The organism is Methylococcus geothermalis (assembly GCF_012769535.1).
GTDB lineage: Bacteria > Pseudomonadota > Gammaproteobacteria > Methylococcales > Methylococcaceae > Methylococcus > Methylococcus geothermalis.
In genome coordinates this window covers 815,122-831,712 of the sequence record NZ_CP046565.1, presented here as the reverse complement: position 1 = coordinate 831,712, position 16,591 = coordinate 815,122, and the positions used below count along the sequence as shown (strand labels likewise).

The 16,591-nt window shown below is 61.9% G+C and carries 19 protein-coding genes; 4 read left to right on the top strand and 15 right to left on the bottom strand.

Annotation, left to right across the window (positions count from 1 at the left end; all coding sequences use genetic code 11):
- Nucleotides 1-339: 339 nt before the first annotated feature.
- The 15 genes from clpX to nifH form a co-directional block, all read right to left on the bottom strand.
- Nucleotides 340-1,608: an ATP-dependent Clp protease ATP-binding subunit ClpX gene (clpX, locus tag GNH96_RS03970; protein ID WP_169602483.1), complete on the bottom strand. Its 1,269-nt coding sequence runs from the start codon at nucleotides 1,606-1,608 to the stop codon at nucleotides 340-342.
- Nucleotides 1,609-1,695: 87 nt separating this feature from the next.
- The gene (gene clpP / locus GNH96_RS03965) at nucleotides 1,696-2,316 is read right to left on the bottom strand and encodes an ATP-dependent Clp endopeptidase proteolytic subunit ClpP (RefSeq protein WP_169604582.1); all 621 of its coding nucleotides are present in this window, start codon (nucleotides 2,314-2,316) and stop codon (nucleotides 1,696-1,698) included.
- 60 nt (nucleotides 2,317-2,376) lie between these two features.
- The gene (gene apaG / locus GNH96_RS03960; protein WP_169602481.1) at nucleotides 2,377-2,757 is read right to left on the bottom strand and encodes a Co2+/Mg2+ efflux protein ApaG; all 381 of its coding nucleotides are present in this window, start codon (nucleotides 2,755-2,757) and stop codon (nucleotides 2,377-2,379) included.
- Between the two features lie 34 nt (nucleotides 2,758-2,791).
- Nucleotides 2,792-3,862 (bottom strand): CAF17-like 4Fe-4S cluster assembly/insertion protein YgfZ, encoded by a 1,071-nt coding sequence (gene ygfZ / locus GNH96_RS03955; protein ID WP_169602479.1) that lies wholly within the window; start codon nucleotides 3,860-3,862, stop codon nucleotides 2,792-2,794.
- Nucleotides 3,841-4,446 (bottom strand): nitrogen fixation protein NifQ, encoded by a 606-nt coding sequence (locus tag GNH96_RS03950; RefSeq protein ID WP_169602477.1) that lies wholly within the window; start codon nucleotides 4,444-4,446, stop codon nucleotides 3,841-3,843. The genes ygfZ and GNH96_RS03950 overlap by 22 nt, the downstream gene beginning before the upstream one ends.
- 49 nt (nucleotides 4,447-4,495) lie before the next feature.
- On the bottom strand, nucleotides 4,496-4,807 hold the full coding sequence (gene fdxB, locus GNH96_RS03945; protein WP_169602475.1) for a ferredoxin III, nif-specific: 312 nt from the start codon (nucleotides 4,805-4,807) through the stop codon (nucleotides 4,496-4,498).
- Between the two features lie 9 nt (nucleotides 4,808-4,816).
- Nucleotides 4,817-5,008, bottom strand: coding sequence for a CCE_0567 family metalloprotein (locus tag GNH96_RS03940; protein WP_169602473.1), 192 nt, complete (start codon nucleotides 5,006-5,008; stop codon nucleotides 4,817-4,819).
- A 13-nt stretch (nucleotides 5,009-5,021) separates the two neighbouring features.
- Nucleotides 5,022-5,501, bottom strand: a complete 480-nt coding sequence (locus GNH96_RS03935; RefSeq protein WP_188114788.1) for a NifX-associated nitrogen fixation protein — start codon at nucleotides 5,499-5,501, stop codon at nucleotides 5,022-5,024.
- Nucleotides 5,494-5,919 carry a nitrogen fixation protein NifX gene (nifX, locus tag GNH96_RS03930; protein WP_169602471.1) on the bottom strand — a complete coding sequence of 142 codons (426 nt, stop codon included), beginning with the start codon at nucleotides 5,917-5,919 and terminating at the stop codon, nucleotides 5,494-5,496. The genes GNH96_RS03935 and nifX overlap by 8 nt, the downstream gene beginning before the upstream one ends.
- Nucleotides 5,920-5,962: 43 nt before the next feature.
- The gene (nifN, locus tag GNH96_RS03925; protein WP_169602470.1) at nucleotides 5,963-7,336 is read right to left on the bottom strand and encodes a nitrogenase iron-molybdenum cofactor biosynthesis protein NifN; all 1,374 of its coding nucleotides are present in this window, start codon (nucleotides 7,334-7,336) and stop codon (nucleotides 5,963-5,965) included.
- 9 nt (nucleotides 7,337-7,345) lie between these two features.
- Nucleotides 7,346-9,028, bottom strand: coding sequence for a nitrogenase iron-molybdenum cofactor biosynthesis protein NifE (nifE, locus tag GNH96_RS03920; protein ID WP_169602469.1), 1,683 nt, complete (start codon nucleotides 9,026-9,028; stop codon nucleotides 7,346-7,348).
- Between the two features lie 475 nt (nucleotides 9,029-9,503).
- Entirely contained in the window at nucleotides 9,504-9,872 is a 369-nt protein-coding gene (locus GNH96_RS03915) for a 2Fe-2S iron-sulfur cluster-binding protein (protein ID WP_169602468.1), read from the bottom strand.
- Nucleotides 9,873-10,121: 249 nt separating this feature from the next.
- Complete coding sequence (gene nifK / locus GNH96_RS03910) at nucleotides 10,122-11,681, bottom strand: nitrogenase molybdenum-iron protein subunit beta (RefSeq protein ID WP_169602467.1); 1,560 nt, start codon at nucleotides 11,679-11,681, stop codon at nucleotides 10,122-10,124.
- A gap of 110 nt (nucleotides 11,682-11,791) precedes the next feature.
- On the bottom strand, nucleotides 11,792-13,252 hold the full coding sequence (gene nifD / locus GNH96_RS03905; RefSeq protein ID WP_169602465.1) for a nitrogenase molybdenum-iron protein alpha chain: 1,461 nt from the start codon (nucleotides 13,250-13,252) through the stop codon (nucleotides 11,792-11,794).
- 93 nt (nucleotides 13,253-13,345) lie between these two features.
- A complete protein-coding gene (gene nifH / locus GNH96_RS03900; RefSeq protein ID WP_169602463.1) occupies nucleotides 13,346-14,227 on the bottom strand; it encodes a nitrogenase iron protein in 882 nt (293 codons plus the stop codon).
- A gap of 526 nt (nucleotides 14,228-14,753) precedes the next feature.
- On the opposite strand from nifH, the gene GNH96_RS03895 reads away from it, so the two are divergent.
- The 4 genes from GNH96_RS03895 to GNH96_RS03880 all read left to right on the top strand — a co-directional run bounded on the left by GNH96_RS03895 (nucleotide 14,754) and on the right by GNH96_RS03880 (nucleotide 16,585).
- Complete coding sequence (locus tag GNH96_RS03895; protein ID WP_169602461.1) at nucleotides 14,754-15,179, top strand: response regulator; 426 nt, start codon at nucleotides 14,754-14,756, stop codon at nucleotides 15,177-15,179.
- Nucleotides 15,180-15,292: 113 nt separating this feature from the next.
- Nucleotides 15,293-15,880: a hypothetical protein gene (locus GNH96_RS03890; protein WP_169602459.1), complete on the top strand. Its 588-nt coding sequence runs from the start codon at nucleotides 15,293-15,295 to the stop codon at nucleotides 15,878-15,880.
- A 57-nt stretch (nucleotides 15,881-15,937) separates the two neighbouring features.
- Nucleotides 15,938-16,270, top strand: a complete 333-nt coding sequence (locus tag GNH96_RS03885) for a Rieske 2Fe-2S domain-containing protein (protein ID WP_169602457.1) — start codon at nucleotides 15,938-15,940, stop codon at nucleotides 16,268-16,270.
- A 63-nt stretch (nucleotides 16,271-16,333) separates the two neighbouring features.
- Nucleotides 16,334-16,585, top strand: a complete 252-nt coding sequence (locus GNH96_RS03880; RefSeq protein WP_169602454.1) for a hypothetical protein — start codon at nucleotides 16,334-16,336, stop codon at nucleotides 16,583-16,585.
- Nucleotides 16,586-16,591: the final 6 nt, after the last annotated feature.

Sequence of the window (16,591 nt, the reverse complement as noted above, 5' to 3'; positions counted from 1 at the left end):
TGCAAACACCGGGCCACCCCAAATTAACATGCTATCGCATTGATTTTCTTTGGCTTTATTCGAGAGTGACGAAAAACGGGATTGTCTCGTTGTCGACAACGGTCCGGGGACCCTGCCCTGTCCAGGGAACGTCCGTCCGGTAAAGAGGACCTGTATGGTACGGATTGAGAAGGGTTGGGAGGCGCAGACGGGCGGATGCCCGTCCGTTTGTCGGATTTGCGACAAATCGACACGATGCACCGAAAGAGTGAACGCGAGGCGACGAAGCCCATCGCGCTGGAAACAAGAAAGGCCGGGTCACCCCGGCCTTGTCTTGGGCTTGTTTGGCCTCATCGTCTCCTAGGCCGAGGCACACTGCTTGTCTTCGCTCCGGTAAACCAGATAAGGCTCGGTTTCGCCGCGGATGACCTTCTCGTCGACTATGACCTTGACGACATCCCCGGCGGAAGGCAATTCGTACATGGTGTCGAGCAGGGCATGCTCGATGATGGTCCGCAAGCCGCGCGCGCCGGTCTTGCGTTCCATCGCGCGCCGTGCGATGGCCCCCAGGGCAGCCGGCAGGATATCCAGCTCGCAGCCCTCCATTTCGAACAGCCGGGCGTACTGTTTGACCAGCGCGTTCTTCGGCTCGGTGAGGATGCTGATGAGGGCCGCCTCGTCCAGTTCTTCCAGCGTGGCCACGACCGGCAGGCGCCCGATGAATTCCGGGATCAGGCCGTAACGGATCAGATCCTCGGCCTCGACGCCCGCCAGAATCTCCCCGACGTTGGTGTTTTCGTCCTTGCTTTTTACCTCGGCGGAAAAGCCGATTCCGCTCTTTTCCGAACGGGAGCGTATGGTCTTTTCCAGGCCGGCGAAGGCTCCGCCGCAGATGAACAGGATGTTGGCGGTGTTGACCTGCAGGAATTCCTGCTGCGGATGCTTGCGCCCGCCATGCGGCGGCACGGAAGCCACGGTGCCTTCCATCAGCTTGAGCAAGGCCTGCTGCACGCCTTCCCCGGAAACGTCGCGGGTGATGGAGGGGCTGTCGGCCTTGCGCGAGATCTTGTCGATCTCGTCGATGTAGACGATCCCCTGCTCCGCCTTTTCGACATCGTAATCACAGTTCTGCAGGAGCTTCTGGATGATGTTCTCGACGTCCTCGCCCACGTAGCCCGCTTCGGTGAGCGTCGTGGCATCGGCGATGGCGAAAGGGACGTCCAGCACCCGCGCCAGGGTCTCCGCCAGCAGCGTCTTGCCCGAGCCGGTGGGGCCGATCAGCAGGATGTTGCTCTTGGCCAGCTCGACGCCGTTCTTGAAGGTCTTGGCCTTGAGTCGCTTGTAGTGGTTGTAGACGGCGACCGAGAGGATGCGCTTGGCCTTGTCCTGTCCGATGACATACTCGTCCAGAATGGCCTTCATCTCCTTCGGCTTGGGCAGATCGGCAGCGGCGCCGGCCTCCCCGCCCTGCAATTCCTCGCGGATGATGTCGTTGCACAGTTCGACGCATTCGTCACAAACGAACACGGCGGGGCCTGCGATGAGTTTTCTGACTTCGTGCTGGCTCTTGCCGCAGAAGGAGCAATACAACAACTTGCCGGACTCCTTGTTTTTCTTTTCTTCACTCATGGCGCTTACTCCCCTGGTTAGGAATGGTGTTTGGCTGTCACTCTCCTTTTGACTGGCAAGTTGTGGGCCAATATGCGTGCTGATGGCTCAAGCCGCGCCGGCCGCGCGATTCACGAGCACTTTGTCGATCAGGCCGTAGTCCACCGCGTCATTCCCGCTCATGAAATTGTCGCGATCGGTATCGATCTGGATCTTTTCCATGGGCTGGCCGGTGTGGTGGGCGAGAATCTTGTTGAGACGGTCGCGGACCGCCAGAATCTCCCGCGCATGGATGTCGATGTCGGACGCCTGGCCCTGAAAACCGCCCAGCGGCTGGTGGATCATGATCCGCGAATGCGGCAGGCAGTAACGCTTGCCGGCGGCGCCGCCGGCCAGCAGCAGCGCACCCATGCTGGCGGCCTGCCCGACGCACAGGGTACTGACGTCCGGCTTGATGAACTGCATGGTGTCGTAGATGGCCAGGCCCGCCGTCACCAGCCCGCCGGGCGAGTTGATGTAGAGATGGATGTCCTTGTCGGGATTCTCGGACTCCAGGAACAGCAGCTGGGCGATCACCAGGTTGGCCATGTAGTCCTCGACCTGGCCGACCAGGAAGATGACCCGCTCCTTCAGCAGCCGCGAATAGATGTCGAAGGCCCGCTCCCCCCGCGCCGACTGCTCCACCACCACCGGAACCAATCCGCCGGCGGCCCGGGTTTCATTGCCCATGCTGTACCTGTCCTTCATGAAGTTCATCGGATTTTCTCTCATTCCTGGCGTCTGGACCGCTTAATGCAGCCGGCGCGGGATGGCGAGGCTGAAGGCGGCGATGGGCGCCTCGAACGGCATCCCGTCGTCGGCGATCAACTGGTAGCTGCCGTGCATGCTGCCGACCGGGGTCGCGATGGTCGCGGCACTGGTGTATTCGAAAGCCTCGCCGGGCCGCAGGTAGGGATGCTCTCCCACCACGCCCTCGCCCACCACCTCCACCGTCTTGCCGTTGGCGTCGGTGATGATCCAGCGCCGGCCCAGGAGCTTGGCCGGAACGGTGCCGGTATTCTCCATCGTCACGGTGTAGGCGAAGGTGTATTGGTCGGCGTCGGGCTGGGAGTGTTCTCGCAGATAGACGGCCTTGACGTCGACCTTGAGTTCATAGGGCTTACGTCTCATGGCATTCTCCTTGTGTTCACGATTCGCAAAAGCTTCAGCAGCCGGCGTCCGACGTCGGCACCAGCTCGTCCTGGTCGGCGAAGACCAGCGCGGGACCCTCGGCACTCCCAAGGCGGATCTCGCCCAGCGGCTTCTGTTCGATCACGACCACGGCCAGTAAGGCGAAGCCATGCTCGCGCCCGTCCTTCGCCGCCGACACCACGAGGCCGACGCTCTCGTCGAAACCCGGGCGGTACAGCTTGGTGCCGGGCGCGGGGAGCTCGGGCCCGTCGGCGTAAGCCAGATAGGCCTTGCGCTTGAGCTGGCCGCGGTAATGCAGGCGGGCGATGACCTCCTGACCTGGGTAGCAGCCTTTCTTGTAGCTCAAGCCGCCGAGGGCTTCGAGGTCCAGCATCTGCGGGATGAACTCGCCGGCGGTCTCGGTGGCGACATGGGGAATACCGGCCAAAACGTCCAGCAGGGCCCAGGCCCCAGTCCCGGCCGGCGTGACCGCGGGTTCGAGTTTTTCCCACAGCGCAATCACGGCTTCCGGGCTGCCGACCGCCAGCCAGCGCGGCCGGGGCTCGTCTCCCAAGGCCACGAGTGTGCAGTCGCCGATCACGGCCGTCTCGCCCCGCTGCGCCGGCAGGGCCGAGCCCAATGCTTCCGCGATCCCGGCGCCGGACAGGCCGATCCGCGCCAGTGCAGCGCTGGCGTCGCCGATGCTCGCCTTGGTGCGCAACAGGAACATCTTCAGGCGCGCGATCACGCCGGGCAGCAGCTCTTCCGGCAACAGCAGGTAATAGGCACCGTCCCGCATGAACAGCCAGAACGTGGCCTGGATCCGGCCCTTGCCGTCGCACCAACTGGTGAACTGGCCCTGGCTCGGCGACACCAGGCGCACGTCGCCGGTCAGCATGCTGCCCAGGAACTTGCCCGCCTCCTCGCCCTTGACCTCGATCAGGCCGAACCGGGACAGATCGGCCATGACGTTCCCCCGCAGCGCGATTTCCGCGCCGTCACCGGCGGGAGGACCGGCCCGGTCCAGAAAATCCAACCATTCGGCGGGAGCGGCCGGGGCAGCACTCCCGGCCATCCGTACTTTCAGCGCTTCACCGGCTGCCATGCGTCATCCTCCTCGGGTCCGAAACAGTTCGCGTATTCGTCGCATTCCGCGCAGGTCGGCGAACGGCAGACGAAAGCGCCTTCCCGTTCGCAGAGCTGCTTGTAAAAGAATTTTTTCCAGCGCATGCCGCCGGTATTGCGGGCGAACAGCGCTGGGAAATGGCACGCCAGAAGCTCTGACAGCGCCTTCCGGTCCGCCAGCCCCATGTCCTGCCAAAGATGGTCGTCGCCCATGCAGCAGGCGGCGATGGCATGCGCGAGCCAGCGGGATTCCACGGCATCGCCGCGACAATGTTCGAGCAGCAGGCCCAGCAGGGAGTCGAACTCGTCGGCCGGCGCACGCCGCGCGGCGTCCGTGACGGCGGGCGCCGGCTTGATGTAGACGCCGCGCGCGCCGGGAAAATAGCGGTCGAGCAGGGCACAGAACTCGGCAGGCTCGAGTCCGAAGCCCTCGCGGCCCGCCAGCCGGGAGGAACTGCGCGCCAGCTCGATGGCCGAGGCGAAAGCGAGAATCAGCGGCTCCCGCGGATCCCGCGCATGAGCCAGCAAGGGGTCATAGCTGAAAACATCGTTTCTGGCCAGCATGGTTCGCCCTCCCCGGCATGAAGAAAAACCGTATCCCGGAAGGCCTGGATCAAGCCGCCACGGGCACGTGAGTGTAGCACTGCTTGGGGCAGATCTTGGCGCAGGACTCGCAGCCTATGCAGTTGTCGACATTGGCGATCGACATGACCTTCTTGTCGTATTCGTCGTCATCATCCTCGTCGGCATCGGCACCGATGCGCACCATCTCGCCGTCTTCGTTGACGCCGACCATTTCCAGCACTTCGCGCCCGCAGACCTTGTAGCAGCGCCCGCAGCCGATGCATTTGTCCTGGTCGATCTCGCCGACGAATTTCGGCACCCAGACCTTCCCGCTGGGTAGGGTCACGGAAAATTCACTCATGGTTAGCTCCTAACTGGCCGTGCTCTTGCGGAATTCGTCGAGCTGGCGGTACGCCTCATAGGTCTTTTCGGCGACTTCCATGATCTTCGGCCAGCCGGTGGGCAGGTCTTCGGCCAGATCATGCAAGTCCATCTTCAACGCCGTCGCCTGGGCGTTGAGCTTTTTCAGCTTCGCCTTCAGTTCTTCTGCTTCATCGCTCATCGGACACCTCGAATCAGCTGTAGTTCGCTACATCGGGATAGCGGGTGATCATCTCCACCCCGGCGCTCACCAGCTTCTCGCCCTCCTCGGCCAGCTTCTCCATGGAAGGGAAGCCGAAGCGGTGCACGTCGCGCAACTGCTTGTTGACCACGATCAGCCGGCCGGCGATCAGCACCATGCGGCCGAAACCCTCGTGGGACATCTTCATCATCGGCGTGACCATGACTTTGGTGGCACGCTCGATCGACAGGCCCACGGCGTTGTAGAACAGTTCCAGCCGCCACAGGGTCTCCGGATCGGGATCGCCGATGATGGGGATTTCGGCGCGCTTGACCTTGTCGAGGATGTACGGTTCGAGCAACTGCTCGTCGCTCTTGCCTTCCCAGGTCCCGTAGGAATCCTGGGCCCGCCACTGTTTGACCAGCTCCTTGATGAACGCCGAGTCCATCGGCGAGGCGGGGGTTTCCGCCATTACTGCGGCTGCTTCAGCCATGTTGCACCTCTTCGTCGTCTTCAAAATCGAATGAGCGTTCCCGGCCCTTGCCTTCCTTCGCCAGCACCTTGCGCAGCCAGGGCGGCGGGTTGCCTCTCAGGACGTCGCGCAGCTTGTCCAGCAGCTCGGCGATGGGCTCCGGTTGGGGTACCTTGATGGGATGGATGCCCTGGGCCACGACCCGCGCCGCTCCGGAACCGCCGATGGCGGCCACGTAGAGAATGGCGCAGTCCTTGATGGCGTCCAGCTTGGGCGCCAGTTTGTCCTCGTTGCCGTCTTCCTGCAGATCGCCCTCGAACTGGATCGCCTCGATGAACTCGCCGCCCTCGGTCGAGAGTTCATAGATGGCGATGTTCTTGGCCCAGCCGAAATGGGCGTCGACGCGCTTGAGATCCTGGGTAGCGAATGCGACTTTCATGCTTCCTCCGCGATTAAACGATTCGTCCGATACCTCTTGGGGCTTAATGAGCCGCAAGCGCCTTCTCGCCAACATGTCCCGTTTCCTCCGGTAGAGACCAAGTCTCAGGGTTAGGCTCGTGGCCGCTGGCGATGAACATGTTGCCGATCTCGAAGATGAGATTGCGGGTGCCCCGATAGCCGACGATGGTCTGGTGCGCCGCGCCCAGCCGGTCGAACATCGGGATGCCGATGCGGTAGAACGGGATCGCCAGCCGTTCCGCCGCCTGCCGGCCGTGGGAATGCGTCACCAGCAGATCGCAGTCGGCGGCGCGCTTTTCCAGGTCTTCCAGGTCGCCGATCAGCACTTCCGCCGTGGCGATGCGCTCCAGCAGCGGCGATTCGGTGGTGGTCACCGCCGCGGCGACCTCGGCGCCGAGTTCGCGGAACCAGCTGCTCAGCGTCCACAAGAGATCCGGCTCGGCGCCGATGGCGACGCGCTTGCCGCCGAAATGGAAATGCCCGTCGAGCATGGCGTCCACCAACTGGCTGCGCTGGCGCTTGATCTTGTTCGGCACCGGCCGGCCGCTCAAACCCGCCAGCAGGGCGATGAAATCGTCGTTGACTTCCAGCCCCGTGAGCCGGTCGAACAGGGTGTACGGGATGCCGGTCTTCTTCTCCATCGCCTCGGCCGCCGGCCGCATCTGCTCGCCCACTGCGATGGTGTGCTGCGCGCGCCCCATGGCGGCGATTTCTTCCAATCCGATCCCGCCGATGGTGGTCGGGGTGAAATCGTCGGGCACGTGGCCATCCAGCGAACCCGAAAGATCGGGCAGGATCACCGGCTCCAGGCCGAAGGCCTCGATCAGGTCGCGCAGCTCGTCCAGATCGCCCGGCGTGACGTGGGCGCCCGGCAACAGGTTGACCTTGGCCGGATCGCGCGCCGCGTCCGCCGGCACCGGATCGACCAGTTGCTCGATCATCCGCGTCACGGTCTTGGCCCAGCCGTCCTGGAACGCGTCCTTGAAATCCGGAGTCGAGACGTAGACCAGGGCGATGTGATCCAGCTCGGGATGCTTTTCGCGGATCAGCTTGAGGTAGCCGTCGACATCGTCGCCCTTGGTCTCGGTCACCCCGGTGGAGGAGATGCCGATGATCGAAGGCTTCTGCCGGTTGGCGATGGTGACGATCGCCTGCTCCACGTTCTCCAGCCCGCCCAGCACGGTGGCGACCTCGCTCATGGCGGTGGTCTGCAGCGGTATGGCCTCCTTGAAATGCCGCACGAACAGCACCAGACCGAACGAGGTGCAGCCCTGGGAGCCGTGGAACAGCGGCATGCAGTTCTTGATGCCCATGAAGGCCAGCGCGCTGCCGATCGGCTGGCTCATCTTCAGCGGGTTGACCGTGCAAGCCTTTTGCGAATGGGTGACTTTAGCCATGGAACCGCCTCAAGCCGCCTGCTTGGCCGGTTCGTCGACCGAGCCCGGGCGCCAGTCTTCGATGCTGTCGAGGATGCCGGCGATCGTTCCGGTGCAACCGGTACAGCCGCTGCCGGCATGGGTGCGCTCGGTGACCGCCTCGACGCTGTCCAGTCCGTGTTCGAGGATGGCATCCTCGATGGTGCCGCGATCCACCGCCTTGCACTTGCAGATGCGGGCGGAGCGGCGCTGCGCCTTGGCCAGCGCCGGATCGGCGGCCAGGGCGGCGGCTTCGGCGGCGATGGCCGCATCGGCCCGCTCTTCCCAGGTGGTTTCCTCCCAGGGCGCGCGCTTCCTCACCTGCTCCCACACGGGATTGGACAGGGCCTTGTCGATTTCCTTGACCAGTTCGACCATGCCGACATAGCCCATGTAGGCATGATGGCGTTCCTGGTTGATGTCCAGCCAGGGCATCTTGGCCTTGAGCGCCACGAATTGGGAGCGCCCGCCGGACAGCATGATGTCCGCCTTGGCTTCCTTCAGCATCTTGTACATTTCCCGCGGGCTCATGTCGTCGATCATGTGCGCGTCCTCGCCCATGAGTTCCTTGATGCGATCCTTGTCCTCCTTGGTCGATTTCTTGACGCTGGTGCCGACCACTTCGAGCCCCGCCTCCTGCAGCGCGGCGACCACCGACCAGGACTTCACGCCGCCGGTGATCAGCAGCACCTTCTTGCCCGCCAGGCGCTGCTTGTAGGGTTCGATGCCGGCCCAGGCGCGCGCCTCTTCGCGGGCGATCAAGGCCTCGGTACGCTCCATCAGTTCGGCCGGCGCGCCGCGCTCGATCAGGAGCCGGGAGATTTCCCGCAAGGCCTCGCTGGTATCCTCGATGCCGTAGAACGAGCCTTCGAAGAAGGGAATGCCGTAGCGCTCCTCCATCTTGCGGGCGATGTTGATCATGGACTTGGAGCACACCATCATCGCCGCCTTGGCGCGATGCGAACAGGCCACGTCGTGGTATTTGGCGTCGCCCGAGATGCAGCACAGGATACGGATGCCCAACTCATCCAGCAGCGGCTTGACCTGCCACAACTCCCCCGACAGGTTGTATTCGCCGATGATGTTGATGTCGTAGGGCGTGGTGTATTCGGGCTCCTCGGTGCCGATGACGTGGTCGAGGATGGCCTCGCCGGCCAGCTTGTTGCCGAGATTCTTGGGGCCCACGAAACCGGGCGAATTGACCGGAATCACCGGCTTGCCGAATTTTTTCGACGCCGCCTTGCAGACCGCGTCGATGTCGTCGCCGATCATCGCCGGCACGCAGGTCTGGTAGACGAAGACCGCGGGCGGATCGTATTTTTCGATGATTTCCTTCACCGACTTGTACAGCCGCTTCTCGCCGCCGAACACCACGTCGGTTTCGTTGATATCGGTGGTGAAGCCGGTGCGCCACAGGTTGGAGCCGGACGATTTGGAGCCGCGGTTGTCCCAGGAGTTGCCCTCGCAGGCGATGGGGCCGTGCACCAGATGGGCCACGTCGGTGATCGGCTGCAGCGCGATCTTGGCGCCGTCGAAGGCGCAACCGCCGGCCGCACCCCCCGGCTGGAGTTGCTTGGTACAGCCCTTCTTGCGCTCCTTCTCGGACTTGCCCTGATTCTTGCCGCAACCGGGCTCGTTGAAAACGTCCTGAATCTTGCTCGATAAGCTGCTCATACCCAACCTCCGCGACTATGCATATCCCGGTCATGCAGAGGACGTGCCACAATCGCATCCGATTGATTTGGTGTTTATTTCCGAACCTCGGCCGCGACTGTCGCTGTTGCCTTATGAACAAACCGATCGGGCAATGTAAGAAAACGCACAACTCAAGGAGCCCAAATTCCATTGAAGCGCCGGAGGCCGTCGCGGCATGCGCTGGGAGACAAGGAAAAGCCTAAACGGGCGGATTCGATGCCTGCTGCTCGGGGGAAGTACATCAGGAAAACGCGGGGAGAGGCCAAGCGCGGGCGGGGAATGTCGGGTCACGTTCCCCCGCTCAAAGAAAGGAAACCCATGGTGGCTGGGCAACCAAGGTTTTTTTTTACCCTGGAGAAACGGTCTTGTCCGAAACCGTCCGCGGGCCTCGGCTCAGACACTGAACACGCCGGCGGGAAAACCACCGGCGTGAGTTCCGAATGACCTTGGGTCCTCAGACGACGCCGGGCTCGCCGCTGAATCTGACCAGGACGTCCTCGTCGCGAACGATGTACTGGCAGGCCAGGCGATAGCGCGGCGGCTTGTCGTTGACCACTGCTTCTTCGATATCCGCCTTGGAGAGCTTGCCGGCCGCCACCAGGGTGGCGCGCTCCTTTTCGGTGAGATCCTGCGCCATGAAGGGCTTGTCGGACAGCGACAGCACTTCTATCACGCAGGAGCCGCAGCTCCCGTCCTCACACTCGAAGGGCAGCGGAATCTTGTTCTTCTGCGCCACCTTCAGGAGCGTGTCGGTGTCGCCGGCCACCGCGTACACGGTGACGTCTTTCGGCAGCAGCGGGGAGGAAAATGTCACGTTAGCCATGGTGTTGTCCTTGATTGACCAGTTTGAAGGGAAACCGAGCCACCGCCCTCGAGACGGCGCTCGTGAACCAGTGTATCGAAAATAACCATACATTTAGTGACGTAATTGCGTTGACACGCCGCAGCCATTGCCTTGTCCTGCGCATGAACCCAGGACAGGGCAATGGCTCCTAACCAACCTTTTCCGGCCTGCCGCGCTGATGAAGGGGGCACCAGCGCGGACAGGAGGAAAAGACCTACGTGCCGCGAATCAGCGAATGATGTCGAAGCTGTAGTCGGTTTTGGCGGGAATGTTGGTGTTGGCATCGATCGCTTCGAACATGCGATCGAGGATCCAGACCAGGACATTCAGACCGCCCTGATAGCCCCACACCGGGTAGCGGTGCTTGTGGTGCCGGTCGAAGATCGGGAAGCCGATGCGGATCAGCGGGGTGCCGGTGTCGCGCTCCAGGTACTTGCCGTAAGTGTTGCCGATCAGGAAGTCGACCGGATCGGTGAACAGGAGCGAGCGCATGTGCCAAAGATCCTTGCCCGGATAGACCTTGCAGTTCTTCCCGAATGGCGAGGAATCGAACAAGGCCTGCATCTTCGTCTCCCATGCCTTGCCGCCGTTGGTGGCCAGCACGTGGGTCGGTTCCGCGCCCAGTTCCAGCAGGAATTCCGCCAGGCCGTAGCACAAGTCGGGATCGCCATAGATGGCGAATTTCTGGCCGTGGATATGGGCGGTGGAGTCGGCGATGGCGTCGACCAGGCGGCCGCGCTCCTTCTCCAGCTCGGCCGGGATCGGCTTGCCGGTCAGGCGCGAGATTTCCATCAGGAACTTGTCGGTGCCCTTCACCCCGATCGGGTGATTGAGAGCGACCACTTCCTGGCCATGCTCGGCGATGAACGACAGCGTCTTCTCCGTGCAGAATTCCTGCATGGAGATGGTGGCCTTGGCATGCAGCGAGTTGGCCGCCTGCTCCAGGGTGGTGCCGCCGTCGTACATGCGGAACTCGCCGTCGGTCGGGGTATCCCACACATCGCTGTTGTCGCCGATGATGGTGTAATCGATGCCGAACAGGCCGAAGATGCGCTTGATTTCGCGCAGGTTGCCCACGGTGTAGCCATCGAAACCGCCGAGGAAGTTGATCGACTCGTTCGGCTGGCGCACCAGCGGTTCGACGGTGCCGGCCTTGCCGTCCCAGAAGTGCTGGAGGATACCCTTCATGACATTGTCGTAGCCGGTGATGTGGCTGCCGACGAAGGCCGGGGTGTGAGCGAAAGGCACATCGTATTCCGCCGGGATGGAGCCCTTTTCCTTGGCCGTCTTGATGAAGGCGTTGAGGTCGTCGCCGATCACCTCCGCCATGCAGGTGGTGGAGACCGCGATCATCTTCGGCTTGTACATGTTGTAGGTGTTGGCCAGGCCGTCGATCATGTTGTTCAGGCCGCCGAACACCGCCGCGTCTTCGGTCATGGACGAAGACACGCAGGAAGTCGGCTCCTTGAAGTGGCGGCTGAAGTGCGAGCGGTAGTAAGCCACGCAACCCTGCGAGCCATGGACGAAGGGAATGGTGCCTTCGAAACCGACGGCCGCGAAGACGGCGCCCAGCGGCTGGCAAGCCTTGGCGGGATTGACCACCAGAGCTTCACGGGCGAAGTTCTTTTCCTTGTATTCCTCGGTCTTGGCCCACTCGCGAACCTCCTCGACCTGGGCGTCGGGGGGCATGAATTCAAACTCTTTTCTCTTGCTCTCGAACAGATTGATGTATTCCGGTTCGCGGAACAGGTTGAAATGATCGAGAACCTTTTCTGCATTCTGACTCATGGCTTAACTCCTAAAAACGTCGGTTGGTAGGGTGCGCCCGACGAGCGCACCTTTGGAGCCTCTGACACGGTGCGCCAGGCGCACCCTACTGACCTCTTTCCGGCTGCGGTTTAGGCAGCGCTCTTCCACGGGGCCTTGGTCATCCCCCAAACCGGGTTGTTGATGGCCATATCCATGTCCCTGGCGAAAATGGCGAAGCCGTCATAACCGTGGTAAGGGCCGGAATAGTCCCAGGAGTGCATCTGGCGGAACGGCACGCCCATCTTCTGGAACACGTACTTTTCCTTGATGCCCGAGCCCACCAGGTCCGGCTGGATCGCTTCGACGAATTTCTCGAATTCGAAACCGGTGACGTCGTCGTAGATCAGCGTGCCGTCCTTGACGTAGTGCGTGGTGCGCTGGTAGTCGTCGTTGTGGCCGAACTCGTAGCCGGTACCGACGATTTCCATGCCCAGGTCCTCATAGGCGCCGATCACGTGACGCGGACGCAAGCCCCCCACGAACAGCATGACCTTCTTGCCTTCCAGGCGCGGACGGTACTTGTCGATCACGGCCTGCATCAGGGGCTGATACTTGGCGATGACGCGCTCGGCGCCTTCCTTGATCGTGTCGTCGAAGAAGCTGGCGATCTTGCGCAGCGATTCGGCGATCTTGGTGGGGCCGAAGAAGTTGTACTCCACCCAAGGCACGCCGTACTTCTCTTCCAGGTGGCGCGAGATGTAGTTCATCGAACGGTAGCAGTGCAGCACGTTCAGCTTGGCCTTCGGAGTGTTCTCCAGCTCGGCCAGGGTGCCGTCGCCGGACCACTGGGCGATCACGCGCAACCCCATTTCCTCCAGCAGGATGCGGGAAGACCATGCATCGCCGCCGATGTTGTAGTCGCCGATGATGGCGACGTCGTACGGCGTGGACTGGAACTCGGGATGCTTGTCGCCGGCCTTGTCGAACACCCAGTCGCGCACCGAGTCGTTGGCGATGTGATGACCCAGCGACTGCGAGACGCCGCGGAAGCCTTCGCAACGGACGGGAACGATGGTCTTGCCTGCGTATTCCTTCGACTTCTTCTTGGACACGGCTTCGATGTCGTCGCCGATGAGGCCGATCGGGCACTCGGACTGGACGGTGATGCCGTGGTTCAGCGGGAACAGCTCCTCGATTTCATCGATGATCTTCTCCAGCTTCTTGTCACCGCCGAAGACGATGTCCTTCTCCTGGAAGTCGGAGGTGAACTGCATCGTGACGAAGGTGTCGATGCCGGTGGTGCCGATGTAATAGTTGCGGCGCGACGCCCAGGAATACTGGCCGCAGCCGACCGGACCGTGGCTGATGTGGATCATGTCCTTGATGGGACCCCAGACCACGCCCTTGGAACCTGCGTAAGCGCAGCCGCGGATGGTCATCACGCCGGGAATCGACTTGATGTTGGATTTGACCCCGCAGTCAGGCTTGCCTTCTTCGAAGGTGCCAAGGTGCTTGGCACGGCGCTTGGCCGTCTTGTCGGGATAAACCTCAAGCACCTCTTTGATGAGGTCCTTGTTTCTCTGTTTGACTTGCTCAACTGTGAGGCTCATTTTAAGCTCCTGATTGAGTTGGTGAAAAACGACTGGAAGGCCAAGAGGCGGTGTGCCGGGCCAGGCCCGCACACCGCCGTGCCGCCAATCTCCTTACGCCGCCAATTCGGCTGCGGTCTTGCCGACCTGCGACTCGTCGATCTGAGCCATCACGCCGTGCTCCATCAGCAGATCCTCGAGCTCGTCCATGGTGATCGGGGTCGGGATGATGCCGTTGCCGGAGTTGGCGTGGATCTTCTGCGCCAACTGACGGTACTCGTTGGCCTGCTTGGAATCCGGGGCATACTCCATGACGGTCATGCGGCGCAGCTCGGCGTGTTGCACGATGTTGTCGCGCGGCACGAAGTGGATCAGCTTGGTGCCGAGCTTGCCGGCCAGGGCTTCCGCCAGCTCCAGCTCCTTGTCGGTCTGACGCTCGTTGCACACCAGCCCACCCAGGCGCACGCCGCCTGAGTTGGCGTATTTCAGAATGCCCTTGGAGATGTTGTTGGCGGCATACATGGCCATCATCTCGCCGGACATGACGATGTAGATTTCCTGCGCCTTGTTCTCGCGGATGGGCATGGCGAAACCGCCGCAGACCACGTCGCCCAGCACGTCATAGGACACGTAGTCGATGTCCTCGTAGGCGCCTTCCTCTTCCAGGAAGTTGATCGAGGTGATGACGCCGCGGCCGGCGCAGCCGACGCCCGGCTCCGGACCGCCGGATTCCACGCAGCGGATGTCGCGGTAGCCGACCTTCATCACGTCTTCCAGCTCCAGGTCCTCGACACTGCCGGCATCGGCGGCCAGGGACAGGATGGTGTCCTGAGCCTTCGCGTGCAGGATCAGGCGGGTCGAGTCGGCCTTCGGGTCGCAGCCAACGATCAGGATGCGCTGCCCCATTTCGGCCAGAGCGGCCAGGGTGTTCTGGGAAGTGGTGGACTTGCCGATGCCACCTTTGCCGTAGAACGCGATTTGTCTCAAGTTTGACATGGTGTTTCTCCAAACTAATCATGGGATGATCGATGCTTCATGGCCAGCAGCATTCCGCCGATGTAGGAACTTCCGACCCGCCGCGGAGCATGGCGCTTTCTTCTTGTTATTCTTGTCGCCACCACTCTTGCGGCGGTGAACACTGCACGCCTATCTCCGATGCAACCGGTGTGCCACATCCTTGTCCAGCCACATAACCAACTGAAATCCTTATAGACATTCCCCATAAACGAGGGTCCTGGGCTTCTTGCCGGCATGTTCGCAACACTACAAAACCTCACTGTTTGTAGGGAACGACACAAGCGGCGATTCCCTTTCCCGGCTTCCGTCAACATCCTCAAGCCCTTGAAAGAAAGGGCGGCTCCCTGAGCCTCACAAACCGCATAAAGAACGGCACACCCATTGCTAGTTTCTGCATGAAGGTCTCCATACTCCATCGGGGCGTCGACGGCTCCGGTGGAGTTTCCATGGAACCTCGAGGCGCAACCGATTCAACCGGACCGGAAAACCCCCATAGGAGAAGCCCATGCAGATAGGCGTCGATACCGAAAGAGCAGTGGACGACAGGCGTGTCTTCGTCGTCGACGACGATGAGATCACTCGTGCCGCGTTGCAATTCATGCTGCACGACGAAATCGAAACCCATGAACTGAACAGTCTGGAGGCGGCCTATGCCAAGGCCGTGGACTGGAAACCCGCGGTATTGCTGCTGGGGCTGGGCGTGGTCAGGAGCCGGGGCATCGGCGTGCTGGAGGAAATCCGTTCGCGGCTGGAGGACATCAAGATCATCGTGGTCGCCGACACCGCCACCGATCCCCTGGCACAGGATTGCCTCAAGCAGGGGGCGAACTCCCTGCTCACCAAACCCCTCACCATCGAAAAGGCCCGCCAGAAGGTGGACATGCAACTGGGACGCAAGGTCAAGCTGGCCATCCCGGTCGTGGTCACCTGAGCGGAATACGCAGAACCGAAGTTCTGCACGGTTCCGGGCAGTTCGGCTCGTTACGCGCCCCGTTTCAACGCAACACCGTCGATTTTCTCGTCAACCACGACTAAAGGAGCGTCATGACCACCCTTAGCGAAACTCCCCTCGCGTCCCTGGAAAACGAAAACCGGCTGTTGAGTCCGGTCTTCAAAGGCGCTACCGCCCAGCCGGGTGTCTTCGGCTTCCGCGGCATGATCGCCTTGAAATTCGCCCAGCAGGTGAGCGACGAGGCTCGCCCCCCTGAAATCAAGTTCGATCAGGTGATAACCGTCGCGAAAGCCGGCGAGTCCACTCTTCCCTTCCTGGCAGGGGTAGCGCTGTCGCTGGAATATATGGACCTGCTGATGGACGTGCTGGGCGACAAGCTGTCCCCCACCGGCAAGTATTTCTTCTTCGCCGGAAACCTGGATATTTCCAAGCGCTACCAGATCACCCATCGGGGCGCGACGTTCTGGGTGCTGCCGCTCGATGAAGCGACGGTCTACAACGAGCTGCTGGAGCTGTTCCGCATCGAAAAGAACGATCTGAAGAAGCTCGACACCGCCGGCAAGCTGGTTGCCGTCGCCGAGGCGGCGGCGAACTTCGACGAGAAGTTCGAGGTGATCAGCTTCGAAGAGGGTCTGAAGATCATGGGCCCGATCCGTATCCCGGACAACCGCCCGGTCTAAACCTTGACGCGGGCGCTGCCGACCGGCGGCGCTCGCCCAACCTGCGACGAATCAACCATGTACACCAAAGCCTGTGACGAAAGCGAACTCCGGGAAGGCAAGTACGAGGTCGTGGCGGTCAACCGCACCCTGATGCTGGTGGTGTGGCCGACCGGCGCCCAGCCCCGCGCCTTCCAAGGCATGTGCCCCCATGCCCGCGAACCGCTGGCGGATGCCCGTTTCGACGGCAAGACGTTGACCTGCGCGCACCACGATTGGGAGTTCGACAGCAACGGCAACTGCATCAAGGGCAAGCACTGCACCCTGGCCGAATACCCGCTGAAGATCGAAAACGGCGAGGTCCTGATCGATACCGACGGGGTCTCCGCCAACTATTTGAATTTGAATTAGACGAAAGCAGCCTCGGCACGACTTTCGCGCATCGACCACACCTCACCCCTTAAGGAGTCAACCATGACCTACCAAGCCATCAAATCGGCACTGAAATTATGCACCGGCGCGCGCAAGAGCAGCGGCGAACCCTGCAACGGCACGCTCTACACCTGCAAGGCTTGCGGCGCCACCGGATGCAAACAGTCACGCGACGATCTGTGTTCGGACCAGGTCTTCAACGTGCTCGAACACTGCCTGAAGTGCGGTGCGATCGGTCAAGCCGAGCCCGTCTCCGCCGGCGACTACCGGCCGCACCAATCCTGGGCGAGCTGAAGGCAC